Source organism: Caballeronia sp. LjRoot29, assembly GCF_964252755.1.
In the GTDB taxonomy this organism is placed as follows: Bacteria; Pseudomonadota; Gammaproteobacteria; order Burkholderiales; family Burkholderiaceae; genus Caballeronia.
Map to the genome: position 1 here is coordinate 333,383 of NZ_CAXUPU020000003.1, position 25,507 is coordinate 358,889.

A 25,507-nucleotide genomic window follows, 5' to 3' on the forward strand; every position below is an offset into this window, starting at 1 on the left:
TAAAAAAGAGAGGCGAGCGATGAAGATCGGGATCGTGAACGACATGCCGCTGGCGGTGGACGCCATGCGCCAGGCACTGGCGACGCGGCGTGACTTCGAGGTGATCTGGGTCGCCCGTGACGGCGCGCAGGCAGTCGATTACTGCCTGGCGCAGAAACCCGACGTCGTACTGATGGATCTCGTCATGCCGCATATGGACGGCACGGAAGCCACGCGGCGCATCATGCGCGAAACGCCGTGCGCGATCCTGATCGTGACCGTGGATGTAGGCGCGAACGCGTGGCGGGTCTACGAGGCGATGGGCGCAGGCGCGCTGGATGCCGTCGATACCCCGGTGCTCGCCGGCCCGGATGCAAAGCGGGGGATCGCGGCGCTGACCGCCAAGATCGACCAGATTGCCGCCCGGCAGGCCACGAAAGCCGCCGCGAATCCAATCGCCGCCGCACCGCGTATTACCTCCGACACCGATTTGCTCGCGATCGGCGCGTCGGCCGGCGGCCCAAGCGCGCTGGCGACGCTGCTGGCCGCGCTGCCGGCCGACTTTGCGCCGGCTACGGTGATTGTCCAGCACGTGGACCAGGCCTTTGCGATCGGCATGGCCGACTGGCTCAACGAACAATCGACGCTGCCCGTGCGCGTGGCGCGCGAGGGCGACCGGCCGGAGCCGGGTTGCGTGCTGCTCGCGGCGACCAACGACCACCTGCATTTCTGCGGCGGCGGCAACAGGCTCGGATACACGAAAGAGCCGCTGGCGACGCCGTACCGCCCATCTATCGATGTGTTTTTTCAAAGCGTCGTTGCGCGCTGGAGCGGCAATGCGGTCGGCGTGCTGCTGACCGGCATGGGACGCGATGGCGCGGCGGGCCTCGCCGCCATGCGTGCCAAGGGTTATCACACGATCGCGCAGGACGAAGCGACATCCGCCGTGTACGGCATGCCGAAAGCAGCGGCAGCCCTGAACGCGGCGGTCGCCATCCTGCCCCTCCCGAACATCGCGAATGCCGTGCAAAAGGCGTTCACATCGTCGCGCAAATGACGCGCTCGAACTCGACTCAGAACAGGATTCGGTTATGGAACATCGGGAACATCGAAATGCAGATCCGTTGGCGGAGCGCGCAAGGCGCGAGCAGGCCATCCAGGAATCCCGTCCGGAAAGCCCGGCGGCTCCCCTCGATACTGCAACCGACGAGCGCTCGGCCCACGATCTGCTTGCCGATGCAATGGATGCGCCCAGCGCCGCCGACAGCGCGGTCATGGTGCTGCTGGTCGACGACCAGACCATTGTTGCGGAAGCGGTGCGCCGGGCGCTGAAGGATCAGCCGCGGCTCGATTTTCATTACTGCGCCAATCCCGAGGACGCGTTGCGCATTGCACAGGCCACGCGGCCGACCGTGATCCTGCAGGATCTGGTCATGCCGGGCGTCGATGGGCTGACGCTGGTGCGTCAATATCGCGAGAACGAGGCGACCCGTGATATCCCGATCATCGTGTTGTCGACGAAGGAAGAACCGCGCATCAAGAGCGCCGCGTTTGCCGCGGGCGCCAACGATTATCTGGTGAAGCTGCCGGACACGATCGAACTGATTGCGCGGATTCGATACCACTCGCGCTCGTATCTGAATTTGCTGCAGCGAGACGAGGCGTATCGCGCGTTGCGGATGTCGCAGCAAAAGCTGCTTGAGACCAATCTGGAACTGCAGCGCCTGACCAATTCGGACGGGCTGACGGGTTTATCGAACCGGCGCTGCCTGGACGACTACGTGACCGCCGAGTGGAAACGCGCAGCGCGCGAACGGTCGCAGCTCGGCTTGCTGATGATCGATGTGGATAACTTCAAGTCGTACAACGACACCTACGGCCACGTAGCAGGCGATGACGTGCTGAAGCTCGTCGCGCGTGCGATTGAATCGAGCCTGAACCGTCCCGCCGATCTCGCCGCCCGTTTCGGCGGCGAGGAATTCGCGGTGGTGTTGCCGTCAACATCGACTGGCGGCTTGCGCCTGCTCGGCGAAAAGATCCGCATGGCGGTGGAGGCGCTTGCCGTGCCGCATACGGGTTCGGCAAGCGATCGGCTCACGATAAGCGTGGGCGGCGTCATGCAGGTGCCGCAGCCCGGTGAAGACATGAAGCAGTTGATTGAAGCCGCCGATTTGGCTTTGTATCGGGCCAAGCGTGACGGACGTAATCGGGTGGAAATCGCGAGTTGATTTCTTGTTTAGCCTGGCAGCGAGTTACCGATACCGCGCGCTCGCCGATCCCGAACAGCACCACGCGCGCACTGGCGCTTTGGTTGCCTTTGCGCGCCGCGTCGCCGATGACCGCGATGCGTTCGAGGAGTGGTGAACAATCGGACGGGTCCGTCGATTCATCGGCCGACCGGTTGCCGAAACTGTTGGCGATGCGTCAGAAGATGAAGCGTCCTGAGCTTCGCTGATGAGCGCAAGCCTGACGTGGGGCGTAACCACGAAATTCGAGTGCGAGCCGGCGTCGACGGCAGCGGAAGAAGCCACCGGCGCAGGTGCCCAAACATCATCCGATGTAACGCCGCCGGCCGGGGGAGCGCTCCACGGATCGGCCGACGTTGGGGGCGCGCTGTGTACTGGCGCTTTCGCTGGTTCAGCTGGTTCGGTTGGTTTGGCTACGGGCGTAATGCGCTTGAGCCACGCGTCATGGGATGCAATCAGACCGGGAGCACGTCCACGCGGCGTTTCGTTCCAGTCGGAGTGATCCATCACGAGAACAGAGGGTGCTTCCTCGATGGCCGTTGCTAGCGGCGCACGCATCGCTGCGGCCGCCAGTGGCTGTTGTGCTGATGAAGACGCTGGTAACACTTGTGATGTCGACACCGCAGCGTGGATTTGTCTGGACGATTTCAACCGATCGGCAGCCGGTGCGCTCCAGGCATCGTCGATCGCGACACTGGGTACGGCGGGGTTGCTCCAGGCGTCGTCCACTACGAGATTGGGCGCGGCGTGACTGCTCCATTGCTCACCCGCGGCCACGCTGTCAACAGCGGATTCGCCCGCGCGAGCTGTCGCGTGCATCAAACCAAAGGCGGCGCATGCCAGTGCGACTTTTTCCAGTCCTGAATGAACGAGCCGAAACAGGTCGCGAAGCGGTGAACGAGACATGGCATTTCCCTTAAATACACGAAAGCTCGCAGCCTATGGGAAAGTCCGATCCGAAATAACGCGATTTATCTGAATAGTGAAAGTTTTCGGCGAAGAAATTGAAGAAGTTAAGTTGAAGGAAGGTTAGGTGCGAATTTTGATGGCACTACGATGTTTTCGGCGACGCTGAAATCGTGACTTTCGATGTCCTTGATCTCAGGCTTCTTCCGATGACGCGCTTACTGTCCTGTTGTGCCGATCAAGTGCAAAGAGCCGTTCCGATTTACGTCGGAACGGCTCTTTGCATACAGCGCTCGCTTCAGTTTTTACGCGTTGGAAGAGAGAGAACGCACCGGTCACGAGCGAGGGCTATTTCGCTGCCTCGGTCACTTTGCCCGCAGGCGCAGGGTCCGTCGCGCTGCCGGCTGGCGAACCCATTGCCTGGAATAGCAATGCGGTATCGCTGAGCCGCGCGCTTTCATAGCGGATAGCATCCAGCCGTGCATTGCGATACTGGCGCTCGCTCGCCCGTGACGCTGAAGGCGGAATTGCCCCCAGCCGCTCGCGCGCCGCCGAATCCGTGAACGCGCTCATTGAAGCGCGGCTGGCGGTATCGGCGAAACTGAGTGCCTGGTTATCCTGCTCGAGCGCCGCGAGCGAATCTGCCACGTTACGGAACGCGGTCAGCACGGTCTGCTTGTATTGCGCCACGGCCGCCTCATAACTCGCTTGCGCGGCGCGCTTCTGGGCGAGCAATGCGCCGCCATGAAACAGCGGTTGCGACAGCGACGCGCCTATGCCCCAGATCGCGCCCGCGCCCGACAAGGCCGCCGGCCAGCTGAAACCCGCTTTCCCCATCGATGCCGACAGCGTCAGGCTCGGAAACATCTGCGCCGTCGCGACGCCGACTTGCGCCGCGGCCGCTTTGAGCAGCGCATCGGCTGCCTGGATATCGGGGCGGCTGGCAAGCAATTCCGATGGCACGACCACCGGCACATTACCCGGCACGGTGAGCGACGCAAGATCGAGATCCGGCGGCGCCTGATCCGGTGTCCGGCCAAGCATCACGGCGAGCGCATGGCGGTTTGCAAGCCACTGGGCGCGCAGCCCCGGCAGCGAAGCGGCAAGGGACGCGGCGTTCGATTGCGCATTGAGCGCGTCCGCGTGCGACGCCGAACCGAGTTCGTTGCGGCGCTGCGTTTCTCGCGCGTCTTCATTGGCGAGGACGATCAGTCGTTCGGTCGTATCGATTTGCGCGCGCAACGACGCCGCACCAATCGCGCCCGTGACAATGTTTGCGGCGAGCGCGCGGCGGGCAGCATCGAATTGCCAGGACTGGCTGTCCACCTGCGCGGCGAGCGCCCGGTCAGCGAGTCGCGCCGCGCCGAACAAGTCGAACGTGTATTGCGCCCGAATCTGGCCGACAAAGAGGTTGTAGAGCACAGTGGGCGGACCGAAGTTCGGCACCCCGATCGCACGCTCCCGGTCCGTCTGCCCGCCGAGATCGATACTTGGCAGCATCGACTCGCCGACTTGTGCCCGCAGTTGCTCGCGTGCCGCAGCGAGGGTCTTGTCCGTCGCGGCGAGGCTTGGGCTGTTGCGCAAGCCTTCATCGACTAGCGCATTCAACGGCTCGGAGCGGTATAGCTTCCACCACTCGGGAACCGGTTTGGCGCCGGCATCGAAATTCTGCGATACCCCTTCGGCGGTAACGGTGCGCACTGGCTGCGCGTCGGCGCCGTAGTGGGCCACCGTCGGCATGACGGGCGGTTTTCCATCCGGGCCAAACGAGCACGCCGAAAGGGCTGCTGCAAAGCTGAGAGCGGTGAGGACAGGGCGGTTCATGACCGGCCTCCATTGCGGGCATCGGGCGTGTCCGGGTCTTCAAACCCCGCGCGCTCGTTACGCCGCACCTTGAACGAAGCCGCATACAACGCCGGCAAGTAAAACAGCGTAAGCACGGTCGCGCTCGTGATGCCGCCCATCAGCGCAGTTGCCATCGGGCCGAAGAAGTTGCTGCGCAACAGCGGGATCAATGCGAGCACCGCAGCGGCCGCCGTCAGCGTGATCGGGCGGAAACGCCGTACGGTCGCGCCAACGATAGCGTCAAAGCGTGGATGCCCCGCGGCAATGTCCTGCTCGATCTGGTCGACGAGAATCACCGAGTTGCGCATGATGATCCCGAACATGGCGATTACGCCCAGCATGGCGACAAAACCGAACGGCTTGTTGAACAGCAGCAACGCGATCACGACGCCAATCAAGCCGAGCGGTGCGGTGAGCACCACCATCATCACGCGCGCGAAGCTCTGCAACTGGATCATCAGCAGCGTCAGGACGACAATCGCCATGATCGGCATTTGCGCGTTGATGGAGGACTGGCCTTTCTCGCTTTCCTCGACCGGTCCGCCCACTTCGATCCGATACCCCACCGGCAAGCCCGCGCGCAACGTAGCGAGTTTCTTCTCGATCGCATGCGTCACGTCAATGCCCTGCGCGCCGGCCTTCACGTCCGACTGCACGGTGATGGTCGGCTGACGGTCGCGTTCCCAGATCACGCCGTATTCCAGATCGTTCACCACATGCCCGATCGTTCCCAGCGGCACGGGACCGTTCGGCGTGGGCATGGCGAGCGTGGCGAGTTTCGCCGGATCGACCCGTTCGCTTTTCGGCGCACGCAAGTCGACGCTGATCAGCTTGTCATGTTCACGATACTGCGTGACGGTATAACCCGTCAGTTGCATCGCGAGGAAATCCGATACGTCCTGCGAACTGATACCGAGTTCCCGCGCCTTCTTCTGGTCGATATCGAAACGCACCGAACGCTCCGACGGTTCATCCCAGTCGTACTGGACATTAGTCGTACCGCTGTTAGCGCTCATTTCGGCGAAGACCTTTTCGGCGATGCCGCGCACTGTCGGCAGATCGTCGCCGCTTACGCGGAACTGCACCGGATATCCAACCGGTGGACCGTTTTCGAGCCGCGACAAGCGCGTGCGAATGGACGAAAACTTCTCCCGCAACACGGGTTCCAACCAGCGCGCGAGCTTCTCGCGATCTTCGACGGACTTCGCTGTGATCACGAACTGCGCGAAGTTCGCTACTTGCAATTGCTGATCGAGCGGCAGATAGAAGCGCGGCGCGCCCGACCCGACGAAATTCACTATGTGGTCAATCTCGGGCCGTCCCTCCAGGACCTTCTCGAGCCGCTTTGTCTCGCGTAGCGTGGCTTCGAACGAGGCGCCTTCTTGCAGGCGTACATCGACGAGCAGTTCCGAGCGGTCCGAACTCGGAAAGAATTGTTGAGGAATAAGCGTAAAGCCAGCGAGCGCGATCACGAACAGCACGAGCGTGACGCCGAGCACCACGAAGCGCCGCTCAATACACCACGTCAGCCAGCCGCGCAGACGCGTGTAGAACCTGGTGTTGTAGATATCGTGTTCATGATCGTGCGCGTGATGTGCCTCGCGCTTGCGCTCGGGCAACAGCTTGTAGCCAAGCAGCGGAATCAGCACGACGGCCGCGAACCACGACGCGATCAACGCAATGGCCGACACCTCGAAGATCGAGCGCGTGTATTCGCCGGTACTGGATTTGGCCAGCGCGATCGGCAGGAAACCGGCTACCGTCACGAGCGTGCCCGTGAGCATGGGGAACGCAGTGCTGGTATAGGCGTAGGCCGCGGCGCGCGAGCGATTCCAGCCCTGTTCGAGCTTCACGGCCATCATTTCGACGGCGATGATCGCGTCGTCGACCAGCAGTCCCAGCGCGAGAATCAGCGTTCCGAGCGAGACCTTGTGCAGGCCGATATCGAAGAGATACATGAAGAGGGCCGTGACCGCGAGCACGACTGGAATCGAGATCACGACCACCATGCCCGTGCGCACACCCAGCGACACCAGGCTCACGATCAGCACGATGATGACGGCTTCGGCGACCGCTTCGAGAAAGTCATCGACTGACTTCGATACCGCGTGCGGCATGCTCGACACTTCGTTGAGCACGAGGCCGGCGGGCAGTTGACCGCGCAACTCGGCGACCTTCGCGTCGAGCGCCTTGCCCAATTGCACCACGTCCTGACCGGGCTGCATCGTGATGCCAATGCCCAGCACCGGCTTCTCGCCCGCGCGCATTTGCGTGGCCGGGGGATCGAGATATCCGCGCTTGACGGTCGCTATGTCGCCCAGGCGAAACGAGCGCCCGTTCACGCGGATCAGCGTGTTGGCGAGCGCAGCCATGTCGGTGATCTGGCCGGTCGGCCGCACGAACACGCGATCGTTCGGCGTATTCAGCGTACCGGAGGGTGCCACTGCATTCTGACCGTCGATAGCCTGCGCAATCTGCTGCGGCGAGATGCCTAGCCGCGTGAGTTGCGTGTTCGCGATCTCCACGTAGACGCGCTCGTCCTGGTCGCCGAAATAATTAACCTTCGCCACGCCGGGCACGCGCAGCAAGACCGTGCGCAGCGAGTCGGCGTAATCATGAAGTTGCACTGGCGAAAAACCATCGCCTTCGAGCGTGTAGATATTCGTGAAGACATCGCCGAACTCGTCGTTGAAGTACGGACCTTGCACACCTCTCGGCAGCGTGTACGCAATGTCCCCGACTTTCTTGCGCACCTGATACCACTCTTCAGGCACGTCTTTCGCGGGCGCGCCGTCTTTCATCGAGAAAAACAGCAGTGATTCGCCGGGGCGCGAGTAGCTGCGAAGGAAGTCGGTAGCGGGTGTTTCCTGAAGCTTTTTCGCGATCTTGTCGGTGACCTGTTCCTGCATCTGCTGCGCGGTGGCGCCTGGCCAGAAGGTCTGGATGACCATCACGCGGAACGTGAACGGCGGGTCCTCCGATTGCGCGAGCCGGGTGTACGCGAGGACCCCGAAGATGGTTGCCATCGCGATCAGGAAGACAACCAGTGCCTGATGGCGCAGAGCCCAGGCCGAGAGATTAAAGCTGCCTTCTTCGTGACGATAATCGCCCGACGCTGCCGCGGCAGCATTGGCCGCTGCTTTCTCCGATTCCCGGTCGAGGTCGCTCATGACGCGAAATCTTCCGGATGCAAGGGGGCAACCACGCGAACTTTCTGGCCGGCAGAAACGGTATGGACACCTTGCCATACCACCCGGTCACCGGGTGCGATGCCGTTGGAAACCGTCACGGTGCGCTCGCCGTATCGGGTCACGTCCACGCGCCGCAATTCGAGCGAGTCATCCGCCTTCACGATCCAGACCGCAGGTAATTTACCGGCGTGGAACAGCGCGGTGGAGGGCAGGGTGAACGCCTGGCCGGGCGCACCTGATGCGCCCGATGCATTCGACCCAGCCACTTGCGCGAACGCCACGTCTGCGGTCATGCCAAGCCGGACTTCCGGCGTGGGTGCTTCAAGCGTCATCCTGACGCGATACGTACGGCTTTGAGGATCGGCGGCCGGCGACACTTCGCGTACGCGGGCCGCGAATTGTTTGCCTCCCAGCGCGGGAAGCGTCACGGTGGCTTTCTGGCCGACCACGAGAGAACCAAGCGCGGTTTCCGGCACGTCCGACACCACGTCGATCTCGCCGCTCCACGCGAGGTTATAGACGGCTTGTCCCGCCGATACGTTTTGCCCTGTGTCAGCCTGTTCCGCCGTGATGACGCCGGCGCGGTCGGCAATCAGCGTGGTGTATTTCAACTGATCGGCCGATAACGCGGCTTGTGCCTGTGCCTGATTGCGCTGCGCCAGCGCGGCGGCATAGGCATTTTCGGTTTGTTCGAGTTGCGCGCGTGCGATCAGGTTTTCCTGCGCCTGCGCGCGGTCGCGCGTGAGTTGCTGCTCGGCGTAAGTGAGCTGGTGCTCGGCGGCGGAGAGTTGCGCGGCTGTGCTCGCGGCGTTCTTGGCGTTATCGGCGGGATCGAGTTTTGCCACGATCTCACCGGCTTTCACGCTATCGCCCAAACGCACACGGCGCTCGATGATCTTCCCGCCTACGCGAAATGAGAGCGGCGTCGAGTAGCGAGATTCGATAGTTGCCGGCAGCGACGACTGCACCGTGTGCGTGTCGGCGACGGCAGCCATGGCGACCACCGGACGCAGCGCAACCGGCGGCGCTTCCTTCTTGCCGCATGCGCTGAGTGCGACGACCATCGCCGCGCCGACTGACCACGCAGCGGTGTGTCGAACGAAAAGAGATCCCGATGCGGGGAACTTGAACGGCAGGAACTTGAACGGAATCGACCGCGATCGGAGCAGTGACAACGTGCGCAACGTGCGGCGGCAGACTTGCAGAATCACGAATGACCTCGGCGCAAAAGCTTCCCGTGCGTGCAAGACGGGCTTGCATGCACGGTCGGTGCGCAGCGTCGACAAGGCCAGTCGCTGCGCATTTCAAGATGTGGCGTTACTCGGGCACGGAGAGCTGGACAGGCGGCAGGCCACGGCTATAAAGCTTTCCAGTCCCAATCGCCAGATACGCGATGAATTCTAATACAACTATGTATCTGGAATCAAAGTCGTATCATAATCCAATTTTGAGATGCTAAACTCAGCCGATGAAACGAATTCGCCTCACCCGGGAGCAAAGCCGTGATCAGACGCGTGAGCGTTTGCTGGACGCTGCGCAAGCTGTTTTCATGAAGAAGGGGTTTGTTGCCGCCAGCGTCGAGGACATTGCTGCGGCCGCCGGTTATACGCGCGGTGCGTTCTATTCAAACTTCGGCAGCAAGTCGGCTTTGTTCCTGGAATTGCTCAAGCGCGATCACGACGGGATCATGGGCCGCCTGCATTCGATCTTCGATGGCGAAGCCAGCCGCGCCGATATGGAAGCCCGCTTGCTGCAGTATTACAGCGAGTGTTATCGCGACAACAAGTGTTTTCTGCTGTGGGTTGAAGCGAAATTGCAATCAAGCCGCGATGCGAAATTTCGCGCGCAATTCAATGCATTCATCCGGGAATTGCTGCAACACACGACCGCATATATTGTCGCGTTTTCAGAGCGGGCGGGAACGCCGCTGCCCATGCCGGCCGAGCAGCTTGCGCTTGGGCTGACTGCGTTGATCGACGGGATGCAGTTTTTTTATACGTCGGACCCGCAGGCTTGCGGCAGCGAAATGTCCGAAGCCGTCCTGGCGAAGTTCTTCAGCCGAGTAGTGTTTGGATCCGACGTGGTTTGATTCAAGCGTGGGGCCAAACATCGCTCAGATGGAAAGGCCCGATCCGCCGTTACTGCCTAGCAACTGCTCTACGGCGTCTGCGCTCGCGTAATCCTGCTCAGGCAATCCATCGAATACGGCAATGACGTCGTTGCTCACGCCTGCAGCGCGCGCCGCATCGACAATGCCATCCTTGTTGGTCGGAAACTTCAAGTCACGCAGGACCTCTGCGATTTCATCATCGATCGGTTCGTCATTCAAGCTGGCATTCACGTGCGTATCGGTCATTGCTGCCCTTGGTTGTTTTGCGTGGTTGTTTCGTGGTCAATCCGAAGCGCCATGCAGACGGCGCAGCTTCATGCGTGCGGTTCTACGTCTGAACATCTAAGTCTGAACATCTAAGTCTGAACGTCTATTACCTGGCTCGACATGCCGTGACTGGGCGAGCGCGACTTCGGCAATTCCACATGGAACCAGTGCGCGTGATTGAGTTCCTGCGCAGGCACCTCCGGCGCCGGCGGCGAGACCGGCGGCGCATTGGCGCGAATGGCAAGCGCTGCGCGCATGGTTTCAGCCTGGCGCGCAGCATAGATGGCTGCGTCGTCGGTGTGAATTGGCGCGGCGTAACACGACACGGACACCAGAACCATCAATAAAGCCGTTGAGGTTTTCATCGCTCAACCCTCCAGACACTAGTACACAAACTCATGCGAGCTTGCACAAGCGACGTACAGGCAGCACAAACACGAGGCTATACGGAGAATAGTAGCGAGGAATCGAGCAAACGCTATGCCAATCAATAAGTGCGGTATGACAGGGCTTTAGCTGACGAATGGTGCGTGCCGGCCGAGCCTCGTTTCTAGCGGCGTCTGCGGCCGTTCTTCGAGCAAATTCTAGAATAAGGTCGTAACCGGAAGCGTTATTGATGCTCCGGCACTGCCGCAATTTTGCACAATCAGAGCAATATCGGGCACTCAGCGCGATGCGGGGTTTAATCGGAAGTAAGCATCGAGAAGCGATGTTTTATAGACAACGCCAAGCAACACCGGTCGCGCCGGGCAGTCGATGACCGGCAACCGCTCGCCCTGGAACGCGAGAAAATGCTGCAACGCTTCACCCAGCGACATATTCGGTGTAAGGACATCGAAATGAGGCTGCAGATAATCTTCAGCAGTTTTGATGGCGGTATCGCGTTCATCTAGCAGATCGGACGTAATGTCCTTCAGCGCCACCACGCCGCGAAACTGGCCGTCCACATCAACGACGTAAAGGTACTTCACCGGATATTCGAGGAACACGCGAGTCATCGCCTTTACGTCTGCATCGAGCGGGACAACGGTATCGGCCGGTTTCACGAGTTCGCGCATCTGCGTGGCAGCAAGCCGCGTGCGCTCTTTTTCGTCACGGTCTCGACGCAGCGTGACTTCGTACATCGACGTCTGCGCCGACGCCCGCGCGATGAAAAACGCCACCACGCAAGAGAGCATCAGCGGCAGCATGACCTGATAGCTCAACGTCATTTCGAAGATCATCAGAATTGCCATCAACGGCGCATGCGTGGCTGCAGCGAGGAACGCGCCCATGCCGACCATCGCGTAGGCAAACGGCGCGGACGTGGAGTCCGGCCAGATGGTATGCGCCGCCAGTCCGAACAAGCAGCCGACCACCGCGCCGACGAAGAGCGTCGGCGTGAAAATCCCGCCGACCGCGCCGGAACCCGCCGTTGCCGCGGTCGCGATGATCTTGAAGAACAGCACCGCGGCCAGCGCTTCCCAGGTCCACGAATGATGCAGGATCGAGTTGACGACTTCATAGCCGTTGCCCCAGACCTCCGGGTACCAGATCGAGATCACGCCGACAATCAAGCCGCCGAATCCGAGGCGGATCGGCAAGGGCAGGGGCAGCTTGGCGAAGCGTTGTTTCGATGCCGCCAGCAGCCGCAGGAAATACGGTGCGAGCACGCCGCATAGCAACCCAAGCAGGACAAACAGCAGCACTTCGACGCCGGTGACCGTTGGAAACACGGGCATTTCGTAAGGCGGCCGATAGCCGGCGAACTCGCGCATGGTGATGTTCGCCACCACAGACGACACCACGATCGGCCCGAAGCTTTCCATGGCCATGGAGCCGAGTACGAGCTCGGTCACGAAGAACGCGCCGGCGATAGGCGCGTTGTACGCCGAGGTGATCCCGGCCGCCGCGCCGCAGGCGACGAGCAAGCGCAGGCGCGGCGGATCGAAGTGAACCCAGCGTCCGATCAGCGACGCGCACAATGCGGCGAGCTGCACCATCGACCCTTCGCGACCGATGGACCCGCCGCTCGCGATGGTGAACAGCGACGAGATGCTGCGCCACAGGCTTTGCCAGACCGGCACGACGCCATCGCCTATGGTCACGGCTTCCATGTAGTCGGCATTCGCCTGACCGGTGGAGCGACGCCGGGCGATCAGCAGGCACAGGCCCGCGATCAATCCGCCCGCCGTTGGCAACGCGACCCGCACGGGCCACGGCAGCCGCGTGGCCATCTCGACGAAGTTACCGTGATCGCCGCCAAAAAGCCGCTGCATCTCGTCGATACCAAGCCGAAACGCCGAGGTCGCGAACGCGCCCGCCACGCCGACAATCACGGCCCAAACGAGCATGGAGTGGGACTCGGAGAAGCGAAACCGGATCTGTGCCCGGGTGCGAAGTTTAAGAAGAAATGAAAGCACGTAAGCTCTGGACGGGGCGGCGGAATGTGCGGGCAAGGATATCATCCATGCGGTGGAAAAAACGTCGCACATCCGACACGCTCGAGAGCGCCTTGCCGCTATTTGCGCAGCAGCCTGAGGCCGTTGCCGATCACGAGCAGACTTGCGCCTACGTCGGCGATCACGGCCATCCAGAGCGTTGAGGAACCGGTCAGCGCCATGACCAGGAACGCGGCCTTGATACCCAGCGCCAGCGCGATGTTCTGGACCAGAATGGAATGCGTCGCCTTCGATAAACCGATGAACGCGGCCACCTTGCGCAGGTCGTCGTCCATCAGCGCCACATCGGCCGTTTCAATGGCGGCGTCCGAGCCCATGACACCCATCGCAAAGCCGATATCCGCGCGCGCGAGTGCGGGCGCGTCGTTGATACCGTCGCCGACCATGCCGACCCGCGCGCCGTTCGACGCCAGGGTCGCTATCGCGCTGAGTTTGTCTTCGGGCAACTGGTTTCCGTGCGCTTCATCGATACCGGCTTCGCGTGCAATGGCCGTAACGGCGCGCTCGTTGTCGCCGCTTAGCATCACGGTGCGCACGTTCAGCCTGCGAAGCGCGGCGATTGCATCGCGGCTGCCATCGCGGATTTCATCAGCGACCGCGAATAGCGCGAGCACGCCCTTGTCATCGATCAGCACGACGGCGGTCTTGCCCTCGCTTTCCAGTGCATCCAGACGCTTGGACGTGTCCGCGCTCAGGAAGCCGCGCTCCGTGACCAGACGCCGGTTGCCAAGCGCATAGCTGCGTCCGTCCAGCATGCCTTGCACGCCGCGGCCGGGCAGTGCTTCAAACTCTTCGACCTTGAATCGGTTCAATTCCCCGATGTTCGCCGCTTGCGCCACGGCTCTGGATACCGGGTGATCCGAGCGCCCCGCGAGACTGGCAGCGAGCAGGCCGCAAAGCTGCGCGTCGGCGCCGGCCATGATATGGACGTCGGTCTGAACAGGAACGCCGCGCGTGATGGTGCCGGTCTTGTCGAAGGCGAGGGCGGTGAGTGCGCGCCCCATCTCGAGATAGACGCCGCCCTTGACGAGAATCCCCTTGCGGGCGGCAGCGGCGAGGCCACTTGCGATCGTTACCGGCGTGGAGATGACCAGCGCGCACGGACACGCGATGACGAGCAGCACGAGCGCCTTGTAGATCCAGGTCTGCCATATGCCGCTGAATAAAAGCGGCGGCACGATGGCCACGAGCAGGGCGAGCGCAAAGATCACGGGCGTGTAAATTCGCGCGAATCGATCGACGAAACGCTGCGTGGGTGCCTTCGACGCTTGCGCCGCCGATACCGCGTGAATAATCCGCGCGAGCAGGGTGCCATCGGCACGAGCCGTGACCCGATAGTCAAGCGATCCCGACGCGTTCAGCGTGCCGGCAAAGACGGCATCGCCGGGGGATTTATCGACGGGAAGGCTTTCGCCGCTGATCGCCGCCTGATTGACCGCCGAACGGCCTGCCGTGACGACGCCGTCAAGTCCTATCCGCTCACCGGGCTTCACCCGCACAACGGCGCCGATACCGACTTGATGGGCATCGACGTCACTCCAGGTACCATCGGCCTGCTGCAGGGTCACGCGATCCGGCGAGAGTTGCAGCAGCTTGCCGACAGCATTGCGCGCCCGGTCGAGCGATTTTGATTCAATCAGTTCGGCGACGCTGAACAGCACCATGACCATCGCCGCTTCCGGCCACTGGCCGAGCATCAGCGCGCCCGTGACGGCGATGCTCATCAGTGCGTTGATGTTGAGGTTGCCGTGGCGCAGCGCGATCCAGCCTTTCCTGTAGGTGCCAAGACCGCCCACAACGACGGCAACCAGCGCAAGCGCCGCCGCGATCGCGTTCGGTAGCGAGGTCGGCACACCCCATGACGGCAGCCACGCGGGAAGCCAGTTCGACGGGGGCGCGCCAAGTGCGGCGAAGCTGAGGATCTCGGAGCCCACTGCCGCGGCACCCGCCAGCGCGAGTGGCCATGCGCGGCGGCGCTTACGAGAAGCGTCATCCTTGCTCATGCTATCAGGGTCGATAATCGTCGCGGACATGCCCACCGAGTGAATCGCCTGCATGATGGTTTCTTGCTGCCCGGTCGCGTGCCTGACTGTTACCCGGCGCTGCATGACGTCGAAGTTCATGTCGCTAACGGCGGGCAGCGCGGAAAGCTTGTTCTCGATCAAAGCGATTTCTGCGGCGCAATCCATTTCTTCAACGAAGAAGACGCTTTGCGTGTCCTCGGCGGGAACAGAGCGTAATAATTTGTCGCCCGACGGCTCGGCCGGCGAGCGCTTCGCATTGCCGGCAACTTCAACATGGTTATGCGCGCAACACGCCGCGCCGTGGTCCTGCGGCGTAGTTTTAATAACAGTGGATCGATCAACCATGTGGCCTCCAGAGGCAATATATGGTTGAGTAGACGTCCTGAAGCCACTTCAAGGTCAAGCATTGACCAGGAGCGCAAGCAATGAAAATCGGTGAATTGGCGAAAATCGCTCAGTGCACGACTGAAACTATTCGCTTTTACGAGAAAGAGGGCTTAATGCCGCAGGCGAGCCGTACGGATTCCAATTACCGGAATTACACGGAAACGCACGCGGAACGGCTGCGGTTCATCCGCAATTGCCGCTCGCTGGATATGACGCATGATGAGATCCGCGGTCTGCTCAGCGCAACCGATGCACCCGGCGAACCCTGCGGCTCGATCAATTCGCTCGTCGACGACCACATTGTTCATGTGGACAGGCGGATAGAGGAGTTGAAGCAACTCAAGTCGCAACTGGTTGCGTTGAGGGGGCAATGCACGACAGAAGAGTCAGCGACGGACTGCGGCATCGTGCACGCGCTTTCTACGAGCAACGTTGCGCCTGCACGCGAGAAGCGGACTCATTTGGGCTGAGCGCGGGCTGAGTTTGGGCTGAGTGAAGCAGCGGGGATCGGTTGAAAACCCGGCTTCGTCGCATTGAAGCCGGGTTGCGTTCTACGTCAAACTATCTGGTCACCACTTCGGCGCGAACGGCGGCTTCGCATTTCGCTGGCCTTCGTCGAGCGCGTCGATCTTCGCGATATCGTCGGCGTCCAGTCTTACCTTTTGTGAGTCCCAGTTCACTTCCTGGTGTTCCGGATTCGTCGATGCAGACAGCACCACGATATCGCGCGACAGCAGCCACGCAAACGTCACTTGCGCAGCCGTCACGCCATGCTTCTTCGCGATGGCAACCAGGGTGGGATCCTTGTGCGCGCGGCCTTCACCGAGCGGCATATACGCGGTCACCTTCACGCCCAGCTTCTGCGTTGCCTCGACCAGCTTGCGGTTCGCGAGGAACGGGCTGATTTCAAACTGGTTCGTCACGATGCCCTCGCCGCCGGGCGCGTTCAACGCTTCCTCGAGCAACGGCGCGGTGAAGTTCGACACGCCGAAATGCCGGATCAACTGCTGCTTTTGCGCGTCCTGAAAGCCCGCGATTGATTCGGCGATCGGCACCACGCTATCCGGCGACGGCCAATGAACCAGCGCGAGATCGATCGTCCCGATATTCAGCTTCTTGTGACTTTCCTCAAGGCTTTTCACCACGTCGTCTCTACGCAGCCGGTCGTGCCAGACCTTGGTGGTGACCCAGATATCCTCACGTGGCACGAGCGAGTCGCGCACGCCTTTGCCGACGGCTTCTTCGTTCTTGTATAGAACCGCAGTATCAATATGCCGATACCCGATTTGCAGCGCGCTTGTCACGGACCTGGAAGTTTTCTCCGCGTCCACGCGAAAGGTGCCGAGTCCGAACGACGGAATTGTGTCGATCATCTGATACTCCTAATGAATACGTTTATCCGATACAGGCCGGCCGGTCAGGCATCCTGATCCAGTTCCGGGTAATGACGGAAAATGCCGGATTCGTTGAAGGGAATCCGGCGTTCCGAATCCACATAAGCCGCGATATTCGGTCGTTCCAGCACGGCGTCGTGCAATGCCGCCACGCGCGGATACAAGCTGCCGAATTTTTTCATCGCGCGCGGAAAGGCGTAATGCAGGCCGTCGACAAGTTGAAATATCGACAGGTCCACATACGTTGTCGTGTTGCCGATTATTTGCGTATCGCCGTGAGGATTTTGCGCGAGTACGCGCTCGAAATAGCCGATGAACTTCGGCACCCGGTTCAAGATGAAATCCTTCGAGCGCTGCTTCGCGGCATCTTTCTGGTCTTCGTAATACAGATCGCTTGCGAGCGGATGATGGGTATCGTGCACCTCGGTCACCATGTCCGCGATCGTCAACTGCAAGCCATGCGCGACATAACGCAGGCCTTCGTCTTTCGGCGCAAGACCAAGCTTCGGCCCGAGATATTGCAGAATGTTTGCGACGTGGGGAATGATCAGCTCACCATCCTTCAGGAATGGCGGAGCGAACGGAATATGCGGCTCGGTCTTGCTGTTGATGATCTTCATCATGGCGCCGGTGCCTTGTCCATCCTTCTTCGCGCCGCGTGCAACGTCAACGTAGTCAGCGCCGGCGTCCTCAAGCGCGAGCCGGACATATTCTCCGCGGCCTTGAAGACCATCCCAGTAATACAGTTCGTAGGCCATCGGCAAACTCCTCGCGGTGTGATTGCTGGAAACCCAAAGCCAAGAGGGTAGCAACACGCGTGCCGTTGCGCTTGCATCGTCTGCTTGCATCGTCTTTGTCATGCCGCTGAAAAGCACAAACCCCGCACGGGCGGCGGGGTTTGTTTATCTCTGCAAGCGGCACCTCTACGAACATTACCCGAGCAGGCGCTCGACGCCCAGGGTTATCGCGAGTCCTCCCCCGATCAGCCAGGCATACACAATCGCGCCGGTTACCAGCGCGCGGGGTCCCGCCTGCCGAATCTGCGAGATCCGCGTTTCGATGCCCAGTGCGGTCATCGCCATGGTCAACGCGAAGGTATCGAGCGTGTTCAGCGTGTGCGTGGCGGTATCGGGCAAAACGTGCAACGAATTCACGATGACGAGCGCGAGGAAACCGAGCGCGAACCAGGGAATCGCCAGCTTGCGCTTCGTGCCGCTGCCATCTGTTTGATCGCTGTTACGCGAGCGGTTCACCCACATGCCGATCACGAGCAGCACGGGCACGAGCAGCATCACGCGGGTCATTTTCACGATAGTCGCAATGTGCGTCGCTTCCGGGCTCACGTTGCTGGCCGCCCCCACCACCTGCGCCACTTCGTGGATCGTGCCGCCGAAAAACAGGCCGACGCCCAGCGTGTCCAGATGCAGCCAGCCGAGGTGCAGCGCAAGCGGGTAGAGGAACATGGAAAGCGTGCCGAACAATACGACGCTGCCGACCGCCATCGCGCTTTTATGCGGCTCGGACTGCAACGTCGATTCAAACGCGAGCACCGCTGCGGCGCCACAGATCGCGCTACCGGCCGCGGTCAGCAATGCTGTATCGCGGTCAAGTTTCATCAGCTTCATGCCCGCCCATGTGCCAATGACGAGCGTGCTCACCACCACCAGTACCGACACCGTCAACCCCGGCAGCCCGACTTGCGCGATTTCTTGCAGGCTTACACGCATCCCGAAGAAGCCGACCGCGATGCGCAGCAGCTTGCGAGCGGAGAAGTTCACGCCCGACGCCCAGCTTTCCGGCATGCCGTCGCGCAGCGCATTGCCGTAGATCGCGCCGGCAACAATGCCGACGATCAGTGGACTGAGTCCCAGATTGGAGATGAATGGCAGCGCGGCTAATTGAGTGACCGCGGCGGCGAACAGCGCGACGAACAGGATGCCGTTCAGTTGACCGCGCGTTTGACCGGTGGGGGCGGACGGAGCGGGACGAGATGCGACAGGAGTGGCGAGGGAATTCACGGTCTTTTCCGTTTTGGTCGATGTGTTCGATGCGCTAATCCTATTCTTGATATATCGATATGAAAAATCGTCATTTAGGATGTAAACTATCCATCCAGCCGATAGTTACGTACCAATGACGCCAGACCAGCTTATAACCTTCGCCACCGTCGCCGAACATGCCAACATCAGCCGTGCCGCCGTCGCGCTGCATTTGTCGCAGCCGGCTGTTTCAGGGCAATTGCGCCAGTTGCAGGATGAATTTGGCGAGCCTTTGTATCAGCGCGCCGGTCGTGGCATCCGCTTGACCGCCGCCGGCGAGCAGCTCGCCGTCTACGCCACGCGAATCCGGGAGACAGTCGGGCAGGCCCACGCGTACCGGAATGCGCTGCGGGGGCTCGAGCGCGGCACGCTGCGGATCGGGGCGAGCACGACGCCGGCGAGTTACTTGTTGCCCTATTTGATCGCGGAGTTTCATCGGCAGCATCCGGACGTGACGGTTCACACGATCGGCGGCAATACAACGGAGATCATCGCGGCGCTGGGTTCGCTGGATATCGCGATGATCGAAGGGCCGGCCGGTGCCGATCTGCCGCCGGGAACCGAAGTCACGGCGTGGCGCGAGGACGAGATCGTGGCGATTGCGCCGAGTGGTCATCCGCTGGCCGGCGCAGCCGGCGGCGTAACGCTGAAAGCGATATGCGCTCATTCGCTGGTTTTGCGCGAGGGCGGGTCGGGCGTGCGTCAGCTGGTCGAGCGCGCATGCGCGCGGTCTGGTGTGCAGATGCGAGTCGCGTTGGAAATCGCGGGCGTGGAAGGCGTGAAAGAAGCGGTGCGGGCGGGAATGGGGATTGGTTTTGTGTCCGCGATGTCCATGCGCCATGAGGACGGCGCGCTGCTGCGCTTGCGGATTGCGCCGGAGCCGTTGACGAGAAGGTTTTCGATACTGATGCCGCATGGGGCGGCGGCGTCGCGGGCGGCGGCGCGGTTTTATGCGCTGTGCGTGGAGGATGGGGCTGATAAGTGATGATTGCCGCCGATCAGCTTGGCCTGCGCATGCGAATTTCGGTGAAATGCAGACCATCCCAGATCACGGGCAACTGGGTTTTGTTCGAAAGCAGCCGTCCGACGTCCCGATCGTCCTCTAGCACGGGTAACTATCGGTCACTAGGGAATTCCAGAATAGCGCCCCTTGAGCCCCAGGAGCATGATGCGGAATCACTCAGACGCGACGCGCGTATTTTTTGAAATTCGTTATTGGAACCGGTTCCATTGACCGATAAAGGCAAATTCTGCTGTGGAACACCGTAAGTCTGAAAATCTGATCAAAAATACCCGGGCTGGCGCGGCTGTTCCCGCATCTGTCTCGATAGTGATCGTGGCAAGTGCATTCGGTCCGGACGCGATCCGCCGCGACGGCCACGCAGCGTGGGCGCAAGTCGCGGCAAAAGCGGGCGCCGCCGGTTTCGAAGTCCGCCGCGAATTGTTCTCCTATCAGGCCCAATCGCAGCCCGCGTCGCTGTACGAACTTGGTCAGCAAATCCGGGCGGCCGGTATCTGGTCGGTCTATTCGACCCCCGCGACCCTTTTCGACGATACCGGCGCCCTCGATGAATCCGCAATGGAGCAGACGCTGGACGAAGCCGCGGCGCTCGATGCGCGTATCGTCAAATTCCAGCTCGGCGGCTCAGAAAGCGTTGGTACAGCGACGGATTCCGCGACGCTCGATCGCCTGATTGCGGGCATCCGAAATTCCAAAGCGCAGGTTGTGGTCGAAAACGGCCAGATGAAAGCCGGCGGCACAATCGATGCGTTCTCCACGCTTTTCGAGGCGCTGGACACCCGCCCGCACACGCTCTCCATGACTTTCGATACCGGCAACTGGCAATGGGCGCAGCAAGATCCGCTCGAAGCAGCAAGGCGCCTGACCCGGTACGTGGGTTACGTGCATTGCAAGGCCGTGCAGGGCGAAGGGGCGCGCCGCTTCGCGACGGCGCCCGCCACCGACGACGCGCACTTCGCAGAGTTGCTGGCGTATCTGCCGGCCGGCGTTGCGCGCGGTATCGAGTTTCCATTCGATCAAGATAGTCTTGCCGCCGATGCTGCCCGCTACGTCAAACAACTGGCATCGGCTTGAAAATTGGCTTGAAACCAGCTTGAACACCATCCATCAATGAATGACGAAGGACCGCTTATGACACCCTCTCTCGATGTCGTGACCTACGGCGAAGCCATGACGATGTTCGTCGCCGCCGAGACCGGCGATCTAGCGAAGGTCGGCCAGTTCACCAAGCGCGTGGCCGGCGCGGACCTGAACGTCGCGATCGGTTTGTCGCGGCTCGGTTTTCGGGTCGGCTGGATGAGTCGCGTCGGCCACGATTCGTTCGGCCGATTCGTGCTCGACGTGCTCGCGCAGGAAGGTATCGACGCGGGTTGCGTCACCATCGACGAACGTTATCCGACTGCTTTCCAGCTCAAATCGAAGAACGACGACGGCAGCGATCCGGCGATCGAATACTTCCGCCGGGGATCGGCGGCGAGCCATTTATCGCTCGATGACTACGTGGCGGACTACGTGCTGGGCGCGCGCCATTTGCATCTGACGGGCGTCGCACCGGCCATTTCGGCGACCTCCCGTGAGCTTGCCTTTCACATGGCGAAGGAAATGCGCAAGGCAGGCAAGACCATCTCCTTCGATCCGAACTTGCGCCCGACGCTCTGGCCATCGCGTGAAGCCATGGCGGAGGCTCTGAATGCGCTCGCCGCACACGCCGACTGGGTGATGCCGGGCGTCAGCGAGGGCAAGATCCTGACGGGTTTCACTGAGCCCGGGGACATCGCAAAGTTCTATCTGGATCAGGGCGCGAAGGGCGTGGTGGTCAAGCTCGGCGCACACGGCGCGTACTTTCGGACCGCGGATAACGACGAAGGCACGGTGCCGGCGATTCCCGTGAAATATGTCGTCGATACAGTCGGCGCAGGCGATGGTTTCGCGGTCGGCGTGGTGAGCGCCATGCTGGAAGGGCACGACGTGCGTCATGCGCTGACACGGGGAAATCGCATCGGCGCCTTGGCGATCCAGGTGATCGGCGACAGCGAAGGTCTTCCGACCCGAGCCGAACTCGATGCGCTGGAACAAGCGGGCGGAAACGGAACACAAGCCAACGGCGAGGCGGTCAACGTCGCCTTATAAAGCCGCTCTCACAGAGCCAACGAGCCAAGGAGACAACCATGCAGCCAGCCAGCCCCAACACCATTCATCCCAAGCTCGCGGTACGCCGCTGGTGGACGATCATGCCGATCGTGTTCATCACGTACAGCCTCGCGTATCTCGACCGCGCGAACTTCGGCTTCGCATCGGCGGCAGGTATCAATCACGATCTCGGCATCAGCAAGGGGCTGGCATCGTTGATCGGTGCATTGTTCTTTCTGGGCTATTTCTTCTTCCAGATTCCCGGCGCGATCTACGCCGAACGTCGCAGCGTAAAGAAGCTCGTGTTCGTGAGCCTGATCCTGTGGGGCGGGTGCGCGGCGCTGACCGGCGTGGTCACCAACATCCCTTCGCTGATGGTGCTGCGTTTCATGCTTGGTGTCGTGGAAGCGGCCGTGATGCCCGCGATGCTGATCTTCATCTCCAACTGGTTCACGAAATCCGAGCGTTCGCGCGCCAACACCTTCCTGATTTTGGGCAATCCGGTGACGGTGCTGTGGATGTCGGTGGTATCGGGTTACCTGATCAACTCGTTCGGCTGGCGCCACATGTTCGTGGTTGAGGGTGCGCCGGCGATCATCTGGGCAGTGATCTGGTGGTTCATCGTGCAGGACGAGCCGGCTCAGGTTAAATGGCTGTCGGACCAGGAAAAACGCGATCTGGACAACACGATGCGCGCGGAACAAGCGGCGATCAAACCGGTCAAGAACTATGGCGAGGCGTTCAAGTCGCCTGCGGTGATCAAGCTGTCCGCGCAATATTTCTGCTGGAGCATCGGCGTGTACGGCTTCGTGTTGTGGCTGCCGTCGATCCTCAAGAACGCGTCCACGTTTGGCATGGTCGAGACCGGCTGGCTGTCGGCCGTGCCGTATCTCGCGGCAACCATTGCGATGATCGCGGCATCCTGGGCGTCGGACAAACTCGAGCGGCGTAAGTTGTTTGTATGGCCGTTCTTGTTGATCGGCGCGTTCGCTTTCGCGGGATCGTACCTGCTTGGATCGACGAGTTTCTGGGGCTCCTATGCGTTGCTCGTGATCGCCGGAGCGGCCATGTACGCGCCTTATGGCCCATTTTTCGCGATCGTGCCCGAGTTGTTGCCGAAAAACGTGGCGGGCGGTGCAATGGCGCTGATCAACAGCATGGGTGCGCTTGGATCGTTTGTCGGATCCTATGTGGTCGGCTACTTGAATGGCGCGACGGGGTCACCTGCAGCGTCGTATGTATTCATGAGCGCTGCGCTGGTGGCAGCCGTGATATTGACGCTGGTCGTGAAACCGCAGCCGGTCGCGCCCGCCGCTAAACTGGCCACACGTGCTTGAGACATCAGAGATACCCAACCTCCTTCCAGACTCCACAGGACCTGTTTCGATGAAAAAGAAGATCGTCGCCTATAAGCCGTTGCCCGCGGACGTGCTCGCGTATTTGCAGGAACACGCGGATGTCACGACCGTCGACCCGAAGCAGCACGACGCGTTCGTAGCGGCGTTGAAAGATGCCGATGGTGCTATCGGCGCGAGCACGCAGATCACGCCGGCCATGCTCGAAGGCGCAACGAAGCTGAAGGCGCTGGCGACGGTGTCGGTAGGTTTCGATGCCTTCGATATCGCCGACCTCAACCGCCGCGGCATCGTGCTCACGAATACGCCGGACGTGCTGACCGAATCGACAGCGGATACCGTCTTCGCGCTGATCCTCGCAAGCGCGCGCCGCGTGGTGGAACTGGCGGAATGGGTGAAGGCGGGCAAGTGGACAAAGAGCATCGGCGAAGATTGTTTTGGTGTCGACGTGCAGGGCAAAACGCTCGGTATCATCGGGCTGGGGCGCATTGGCGGTGCGGTGGCACGACGCGCGTCACTTGGTTTCCGCATGAACGTGCTGTACACGAACCGCAGTTCTAACGCGCAAGCTGAACGTGACTACGGCGCGAAGAAGGTTGATCTCGACGAGTTGCTGAAGACTTCCGATTTCGTGCTGCTGCAAGTGCCGCTGACCGCTGAAACACGCAACCTGATCGGTGCCGAGCAGTTGAAGAAAATGAAGCGCAGCGCGATCCTGATCAACGCATCGCGCGGACCGACCGTCGATGAAGAAGCGTTGATTCAAGCCTTGCAGGACGGCACGATCCTCGGCGCGGGCCTCGACGTTTTCGTGAAAGAACCGCTGCCTGCGGATTCGCCGTTGCTCAAGATGAAGAACGTGGTGGCGCTGCCGCATATTGGCTCGGCCACGCACGAAACCCGCCACGCGATGAACAAGAATGCTGCCGAGAACCTGATCGGCGCGTTGAACGGCACGCTGACGAACAACATGGTGAATCCGGAAGCATTGAAGCGCTGAGCAGCTTGACGAGAAGCTTGCTGCAAAGGACTAAGCGCGCCCTGGCGCGCTTTGTTTTTATCGGATGTCGAACGAGAACATGGCAAGAGACAATTTTTCGAATGACCGGCGCGCGACCATCACCGACGTCGCGCGCGAAGCCGGCACCGGCAAGACCAGCATCTCGCGGTACTTGAACGGCGAGACGGGTGTGTTGTCGACGGAATTGCGCGAGCGCATAGAAGAGGCGATCGCGAAGCTCGATTACCGTCCGAACCAGATGGCGCGCGGGTTGAAGCGAGGACGCAACCGTCTGGTAGGGATGTTGGTCGCCGACCTGACGAATCCTTACACCGTCGAAGTGCTGCAGGGCGTGGAAGCAGCCTGTCACGCGTATGGTTACATGCCGCTGATCTGCCACGCCGCGAACGAGGTCGATCTGGAGCGGCGATACCTGCAATTGTTGAGCACGTATCGCGTGGAAGGCGTGATTGTGAATGCGCTCGGCGTGAAGGAAGAAACGCTGGAAACGCTCACCCGTGGCGGCGTGCCGGTGGTGCTGGTGGACCGCTCGGTCGAGGGTCTCGTCACCGATATGGTTGGGCTCGACAACACCGAAGCGGTGCGGATGGCGATCCATCATCTGGCGAACCAGGGTTTCGATGAACTGCTGTTTATCGTGCAGCCGTACGCGCAGGTCAGCTCGCGACGCGTGCGCGAAGCGGCATTTCGTGACACTATCGGCGCGCTCGGGGTGTCGGGCGTGTCGGGGGCTACGATCGTGCTCGATCTGGATAATGACGAAACCCTTGCTGAAATCGATGCACGCATCGACGCTGCGCAACGGCTGAATCGCCGCATAGCGCTGTTCGCGGCGAACGCGCCGGTTGCGTTGCGGGTCGCGCTGCATCTGAAGGAGCTTCATGGCGCCGAGTGGCAGCAGCGGGCGGCGCTGATGAGTATCGATGACTCCGAGTGGGCCGAGCTAGCCGGCATGACGACCGTGCGGCAGCCGACCTATACCATAGGCGAGCGCGCCGTCGAATTCCTGCATGAACGCATTGAAGGCGCGGTTGTGGCGGCGCGGGAATGCCTGCTGCCGGGCGAGCTGATCGTGCGGGCATCGACGTCGGCATCGGCATCGGCATTGAAATCAACATCAACGAACCATCGCGGCATAGAGTTTTGAGGAA

21 protein-coding genes are annotated in these 25,507 nt (G+C 61.3%); 10 read left to right on the forward strand and 11 right to left on the reverse strand.

Going from position 1 to position 25,507, the window contains the following annotated elements; translation table 11 throughout:
• Nucleotides 1-19 precede the first annotated feature (19 nt).
• Both ACSQ83_RS05540 and ACSQ83_RS05545 read left to right on the forward strand, forming a co-directional pair.
• Complete coding sequence (locus ACSQ83_RS05540) at nucleotides 20-1,036, forward strand: chemotaxis response regulator protein-glutamate methylesterase (RefSeq protein ID WP_436227452.1); 1,017 nt, start codon at nucleotides 20-22, stop codon at nucleotides 1,034-1,036.
• A 34-nt stretch (nucleotides 1,037-1,070) separates the two neighbouring features.
• On the forward strand, nucleotides 1,071-2,207 hold the full coding sequence (locus ACSQ83_RS05545) for a diguanylate cyclase (protein WP_436227453.1): 1,137 nt from the start codon (nucleotides 1,071-1,073) through the stop codon (nucleotides 2,205-2,207).
• Nucleotides 2,208-2,231: 24 nt separating this feature from the next.
• Here the strand turns inward: ACSQ83_RS05545 and ACSQ83_RS05550 are convergent, their stop codons facing one another.
• The 4 genes from ACSQ83_RS05550 to ACSQ83_RS05565 all read right to left on the reverse strand — a co-directional run bounded on the left by ACSQ83_RS05550 (nucleotide 2,232) and on the right by ACSQ83_RS05565 (nucleotide 9,231).
• Nucleotides 2,232-3,131: a hypothetical protein gene (locus tag ACSQ83_RS05550; RefSeq protein WP_436227454.1), complete on the reverse strand. Its 900-nt coding sequence runs from the start codon at nucleotides 3,129-3,131 to the stop codon at nucleotides 2,232-2,234.
• A gap of 348 nt (nucleotides 3,132-3,479) precedes the next feature.
• On the reverse strand, nucleotides 3,480-4,955 hold the full coding sequence (locus ACSQ83_RS05555; RefSeq protein ID WP_436227455.1) for an efflux transporter outer membrane subunit: 1,476 nt from the start codon (nucleotides 4,953-4,955) through the stop codon (nucleotides 3,480-3,482).
• A complete protein-coding gene (locus ACSQ83_RS05560; protein WP_414967828.1) occupies nucleotides 4,952-8,146 on the reverse strand; it encodes an efflux RND transporter permease subunit in 3,195 nt (1,064 codons plus the stop codon). Before ACSQ83_RS05560 ends, ACSQ83_RS05555 begins: the two co-directional genes overlap by 4 nt.
• Nucleotides 8,143-9,231 carry an efflux RND transporter periplasmic adaptor subunit gene (locus ACSQ83_RS05565; protein ID WP_414952092.1) on the reverse strand — a complete coding sequence of 363 codons (1,089 nt, stop codon included), beginning with the start codon at nucleotides 9,229-9,231 and terminating at the stop codon, nucleotides 8,143-8,145. The genes ACSQ83_RS05560 and ACSQ83_RS05565 overlap by 4 nt, the downstream gene beginning before the upstream one ends.
• A gap of 404 nt (nucleotides 9,232-9,635) precedes the next feature.
• On the opposite strand from ACSQ83_RS05565, the gene ACSQ83_RS05570 reads away from it, so the two are divergent.
• Entirely contained in the window at nucleotides 9,636-10,256 is a 621-nt protein-coding gene (locus tag ACSQ83_RS05570) for a TetR/AcrR family transcriptional regulator (protein WP_436227456.1), read from the forward strand.
• A gap of 24 nt (nucleotides 10,257-10,280) precedes the next feature.
• Here ACSQ83_RS05570 and ACSQ83_RS05575 read toward each other — a convergent pair whose 3' ends face one another.
• The 4 genes from ACSQ83_RS05575 to ACSQ83_RS05590 all read right to left on the reverse strand — a co-directional run bounded on the left by ACSQ83_RS05575 (nucleotide 10,281) and on the right by ACSQ83_RS05590 (nucleotide 15,354).
• The gene (locus ACSQ83_RS05575) at nucleotides 10,281-10,523 is read right to left on the reverse strand and encodes a DUF2795 domain-containing protein (protein WP_414952012.1); all 243 of its coding nucleotides are present in this window, start codon (nucleotides 10,521-10,523) and stop codon (nucleotides 10,281-10,283) included.
• Between the two features lie 110 nt (nucleotides 10,524-10,633).
• Nucleotides 10,634-10,909 (reverse strand): hypothetical protein, encoded by a 276-nt coding sequence (locus tag ACSQ83_RS05580; protein WP_414952011.1) that lies wholly within the window; start codon nucleotides 10,907-10,909, stop codon nucleotides 10,634-10,636.
• Between the two features lie 300 nt (nucleotides 10,910-11,209).
• A complete protein-coding gene (locus tag ACSQ83_RS05585) occupies nucleotides 11,210-12,946 on the reverse strand; it encodes a ClcB-like voltage-gated chloride channel protein (RefSeq protein ID WP_436227457.1) in 1,737 nt (578 codons plus the stop codon).
• Nucleotides 12,947-13,044: 98 nt separating this feature from the next.
• Nucleotides 13,045-15,354 (reverse strand): heavy metal translocating P-type ATPase, encoded by a 2,310-nt coding sequence (locus ACSQ83_RS05590; RefSeq protein WP_436227458.1) that lies wholly within the window; start codon nucleotides 15,352-15,354, stop codon nucleotides 13,045-13,047.
• An 80-nt stretch (nucleotides 15,355-15,434) separates the two neighbouring features.
• On the opposite strand from ACSQ83_RS05590, the gene cadR reads away from it, so the two are divergent.
• Entirely contained in the window at nucleotides 15,435-15,866 is a 432-nt protein-coding gene (gene cadR / locus ACSQ83_RS05595; protein WP_436227459.1) for a Cd(II)/Pb(II)-responsive transcriptional regulator, read from the forward strand.
• A 99-nt stretch (nucleotides 15,867-15,965) separates the two neighbouring features.
• Here cadR and ACSQ83_RS05600 read toward each other — a convergent pair whose 3' ends face one another.
• The 3 genes from ACSQ83_RS05600 to ACSQ83_RS05610 all read right to left on the reverse strand — a co-directional run bounded on the left by ACSQ83_RS05600 (nucleotide 15,966) and on the right by ACSQ83_RS05610 (nucleotide 18,808).
• A complete protein-coding gene (locus tag ACSQ83_RS05600; RefSeq protein ID WP_414952007.1) occupies nucleotides 15,966-16,769 on the reverse strand; it encodes an aldo/keto reductase in 804 nt (267 codons plus the stop codon).
• Between the two features lie 44 nt (nucleotides 16,770-16,813).
• The gene (locus ACSQ83_RS05605) at nucleotides 16,814-17,548 is read right to left on the reverse strand and encodes a glutathione S-transferase (protein ID WP_436227460.1); all 735 of its coding nucleotides are present in this window, start codon (nucleotides 17,546-17,548) and stop codon (nucleotides 16,814-16,816) included.
• Between the two features lie 174 nt (nucleotides 17,549-17,722).
• Entirely contained in the window at nucleotides 17,723-18,808 is a 1,086-nt protein-coding gene (locus ACSQ83_RS05610) for a YeiH family protein (protein ID WP_436227461.1), read from the reverse strand.
• A gap of 115 nt (nucleotides 18,809-18,923) precedes the next feature.
• Here ACSQ83_RS05610 and ACSQ83_RS05615 point away from each other — a divergent pair, with 115 nt between their 5' ends.
• The 6 genes from ACSQ83_RS05615 (at nucleotide 18,924) to ACSQ83_RS05640 (ending at nucleotide 25,503) form a co-directional block, all read left to right on the forward strand.
• Nucleotides 18,924-19,814: a LysR family transcriptional regulator gene (locus ACSQ83_RS05615; protein ID WP_436227462.1), complete on the forward strand. Its 891-nt coding sequence runs from the start codon at nucleotides 18,924-18,926 to the stop codon at nucleotides 19,812-19,814.
• Between the two features lie 351 nt (nucleotides 19,815-20,165).
• A complete protein-coding gene (locus tag ACSQ83_RS05620; protein WP_436227463.1) occupies nucleotides 20,166-20,924 on the forward strand; it encodes a sugar phosphate isomerase/epimerase family protein in 759 nt (252 codons plus the stop codon).
• Nucleotides 20,925-20,981: 57 nt separating this feature from the next.
• A complete protein-coding gene (locus tag ACSQ83_RS05625; RefSeq protein WP_436227464.1) occupies nucleotides 20,982-21,980 on the forward strand; it encodes a sugar kinase in 999 nt (332 codons plus the stop codon).
• Between the two features lie 38 nt (nucleotides 21,981-22,018).
• Nucleotides 22,019-23,317 carry an MFS transporter gene (locus tag ACSQ83_RS05630; RefSeq protein WP_436227465.1) on the forward strand — a complete coding sequence of 433 codons (1,299 nt, stop codon included), beginning with the start codon at nucleotides 22,019-22,021 and terminating at the stop codon, nucleotides 23,315-23,317.
• A 49-nt stretch (nucleotides 23,318-23,366) separates the two neighbouring features.
• The gene (locus ACSQ83_RS05635) at nucleotides 23,367-24,335 is read left to right on the forward strand and encodes an NAD(P)-dependent oxidoreductase (RefSeq protein WP_414967836.1); all 969 of its coding nucleotides are present in this window, start codon (nucleotides 23,367-23,369) and stop codon (nucleotides 24,333-24,335) included.
• A gap of 79 nt (nucleotides 24,336-24,414) precedes the next feature.
• Nucleotides 24,415-25,503 (forward strand): LacI family DNA-binding transcriptional regulator, encoded by a 1,089-nt coding sequence (locus tag ACSQ83_RS05640; RefSeq protein WP_436227466.1) that lies wholly within the window; start codon nucleotides 24,415-24,417, stop codon nucleotides 25,501-25,503.
• Nucleotides 25,504-25,507: the final 4 nt, after the last annotated feature.

Bases quoted from the DNA above. Each gene is read 5' to 3' on its own strand.
- ACSQ83_RS05545 (WP_436227453.1), top strand. From the start codon at position 1,071: ATGGAACATCGGGAACATCGAAATGCAGATCCGTTGGCGGAGCGCGCA.
- cadR (WP_436227459.1), top strand. From the start codon at position 15,435: ATGAAAATCGGTGAATTGGCGAAAATCGCTCAGTGCACGACTGAAACT.
- ACSQ83_RS05600 (WP_414952007.1), bottom strand. From the start codon at position 16,769: ATGATCGACACAATTCCGTCGTTCGGACTCGGCACCTTTCGCGTGGAC.
- ACSQ83_RS05555 (WP_436227455.1), bottom strand. From the start codon at position 4,955: ATGAACCGCCCTGTCCTCACCGCTCTCAGCTTTGCAGCAGCCCTTTCG.
- ACSQ83_RS05640 (WP_436227466.1), top strand. From the start codon at position 24,415: ATGGCAAGAGACAATTTTTCGAATGACCGGCGCGCGACCATCACCGAC.
- ACSQ83_RS05550 (WP_436227454.1), bottom strand. From the start codon at position 3,131: ATGTCTCGTTCACCGCTTCGCGACCTGTTTCGGCTCGTTCATTCAGGA.
- ACSQ83_RS05575 (WP_414952012.1), bottom strand. From the start codon at position 10,523: ATGACCGATACGCACGTGAATGCCAGCTTGAATGACGAACCGATCGAT.
- ACSQ83_RS05560 (WP_414967828.1), bottom strand. From the start codon at position 8,146: ATGAGCGACCTCGACCGGGAATCGGAGAAAGCAGCGGCCAATGCTGCC.
- ACSQ83_RS05540 (WP_436227452.1), top strand. From the start codon at position 20: ATGAAGATCGGGATCGTGAACGACATGCCGCTGGCGGTGGACGCCATG.
- ACSQ83_RS05580 (WP_414952011.1), bottom strand. From the start codon at position 10,909: ATGAAAACCTCAACGGCTTTATTGATGGTTCTGGTGTCCGTGTCGTGT.
- ACSQ83_RS05570 (WP_436227456.1), top strand. From the start codon at position 9,636: ATGAAACGAATTCGCCTCACCCGGGAGCAAAGCCGTGATCAGACGCGT.
- ACSQ83_RS05625 (WP_436227464.1), top strand. From the start codon at position 20,982: ATGACACCCTCTCTCGATGTCGTGACCTACGGCGAAGCCATGACGATG.
- ACSQ83_RS05565 (WP_414952092.1), bottom strand. From the start codon at position 9,231: ATGGTCGTCGCACTCAGCGCATGCGGCAAGAAGGAAGCGCCGCCGGTT.
- ACSQ83_RS05630 (WP_436227465.1), top strand. From the start codon at position 22,019: ATGCAGCCAGCCAGCCCCAACACCATTCATCCCAAGCTCGCGGTACGC.
- ACSQ83_RS05615 (WP_436227462.1), top strand. From the start codon at position 18,924: ATGACGCCAGACCAGCTTATAACCTTCGCCACCGTCGCCGAACATGCC.
- ACSQ83_RS05605 (WP_436227460.1), bottom strand. From the start codon at position 17,548: ATGGCCTACGAACTGTATTACTGGGATGGTCTTCAAGGCCGCGGAGAA.
- ACSQ83_RS05635 (WP_414967836.1), top strand. From the start codon at position 23,367: ATGAAAAAGAAGATCGTCGCCTATAAGCCGTTGCCCGCGGACGTGCTC.
- ACSQ83_RS05590 (WP_436227458.1), bottom strand. From the start codon at position 15,354: ATGGTTGATCGATCCACTGTTATTAAAACTACGCCGCAGGACCACGGC.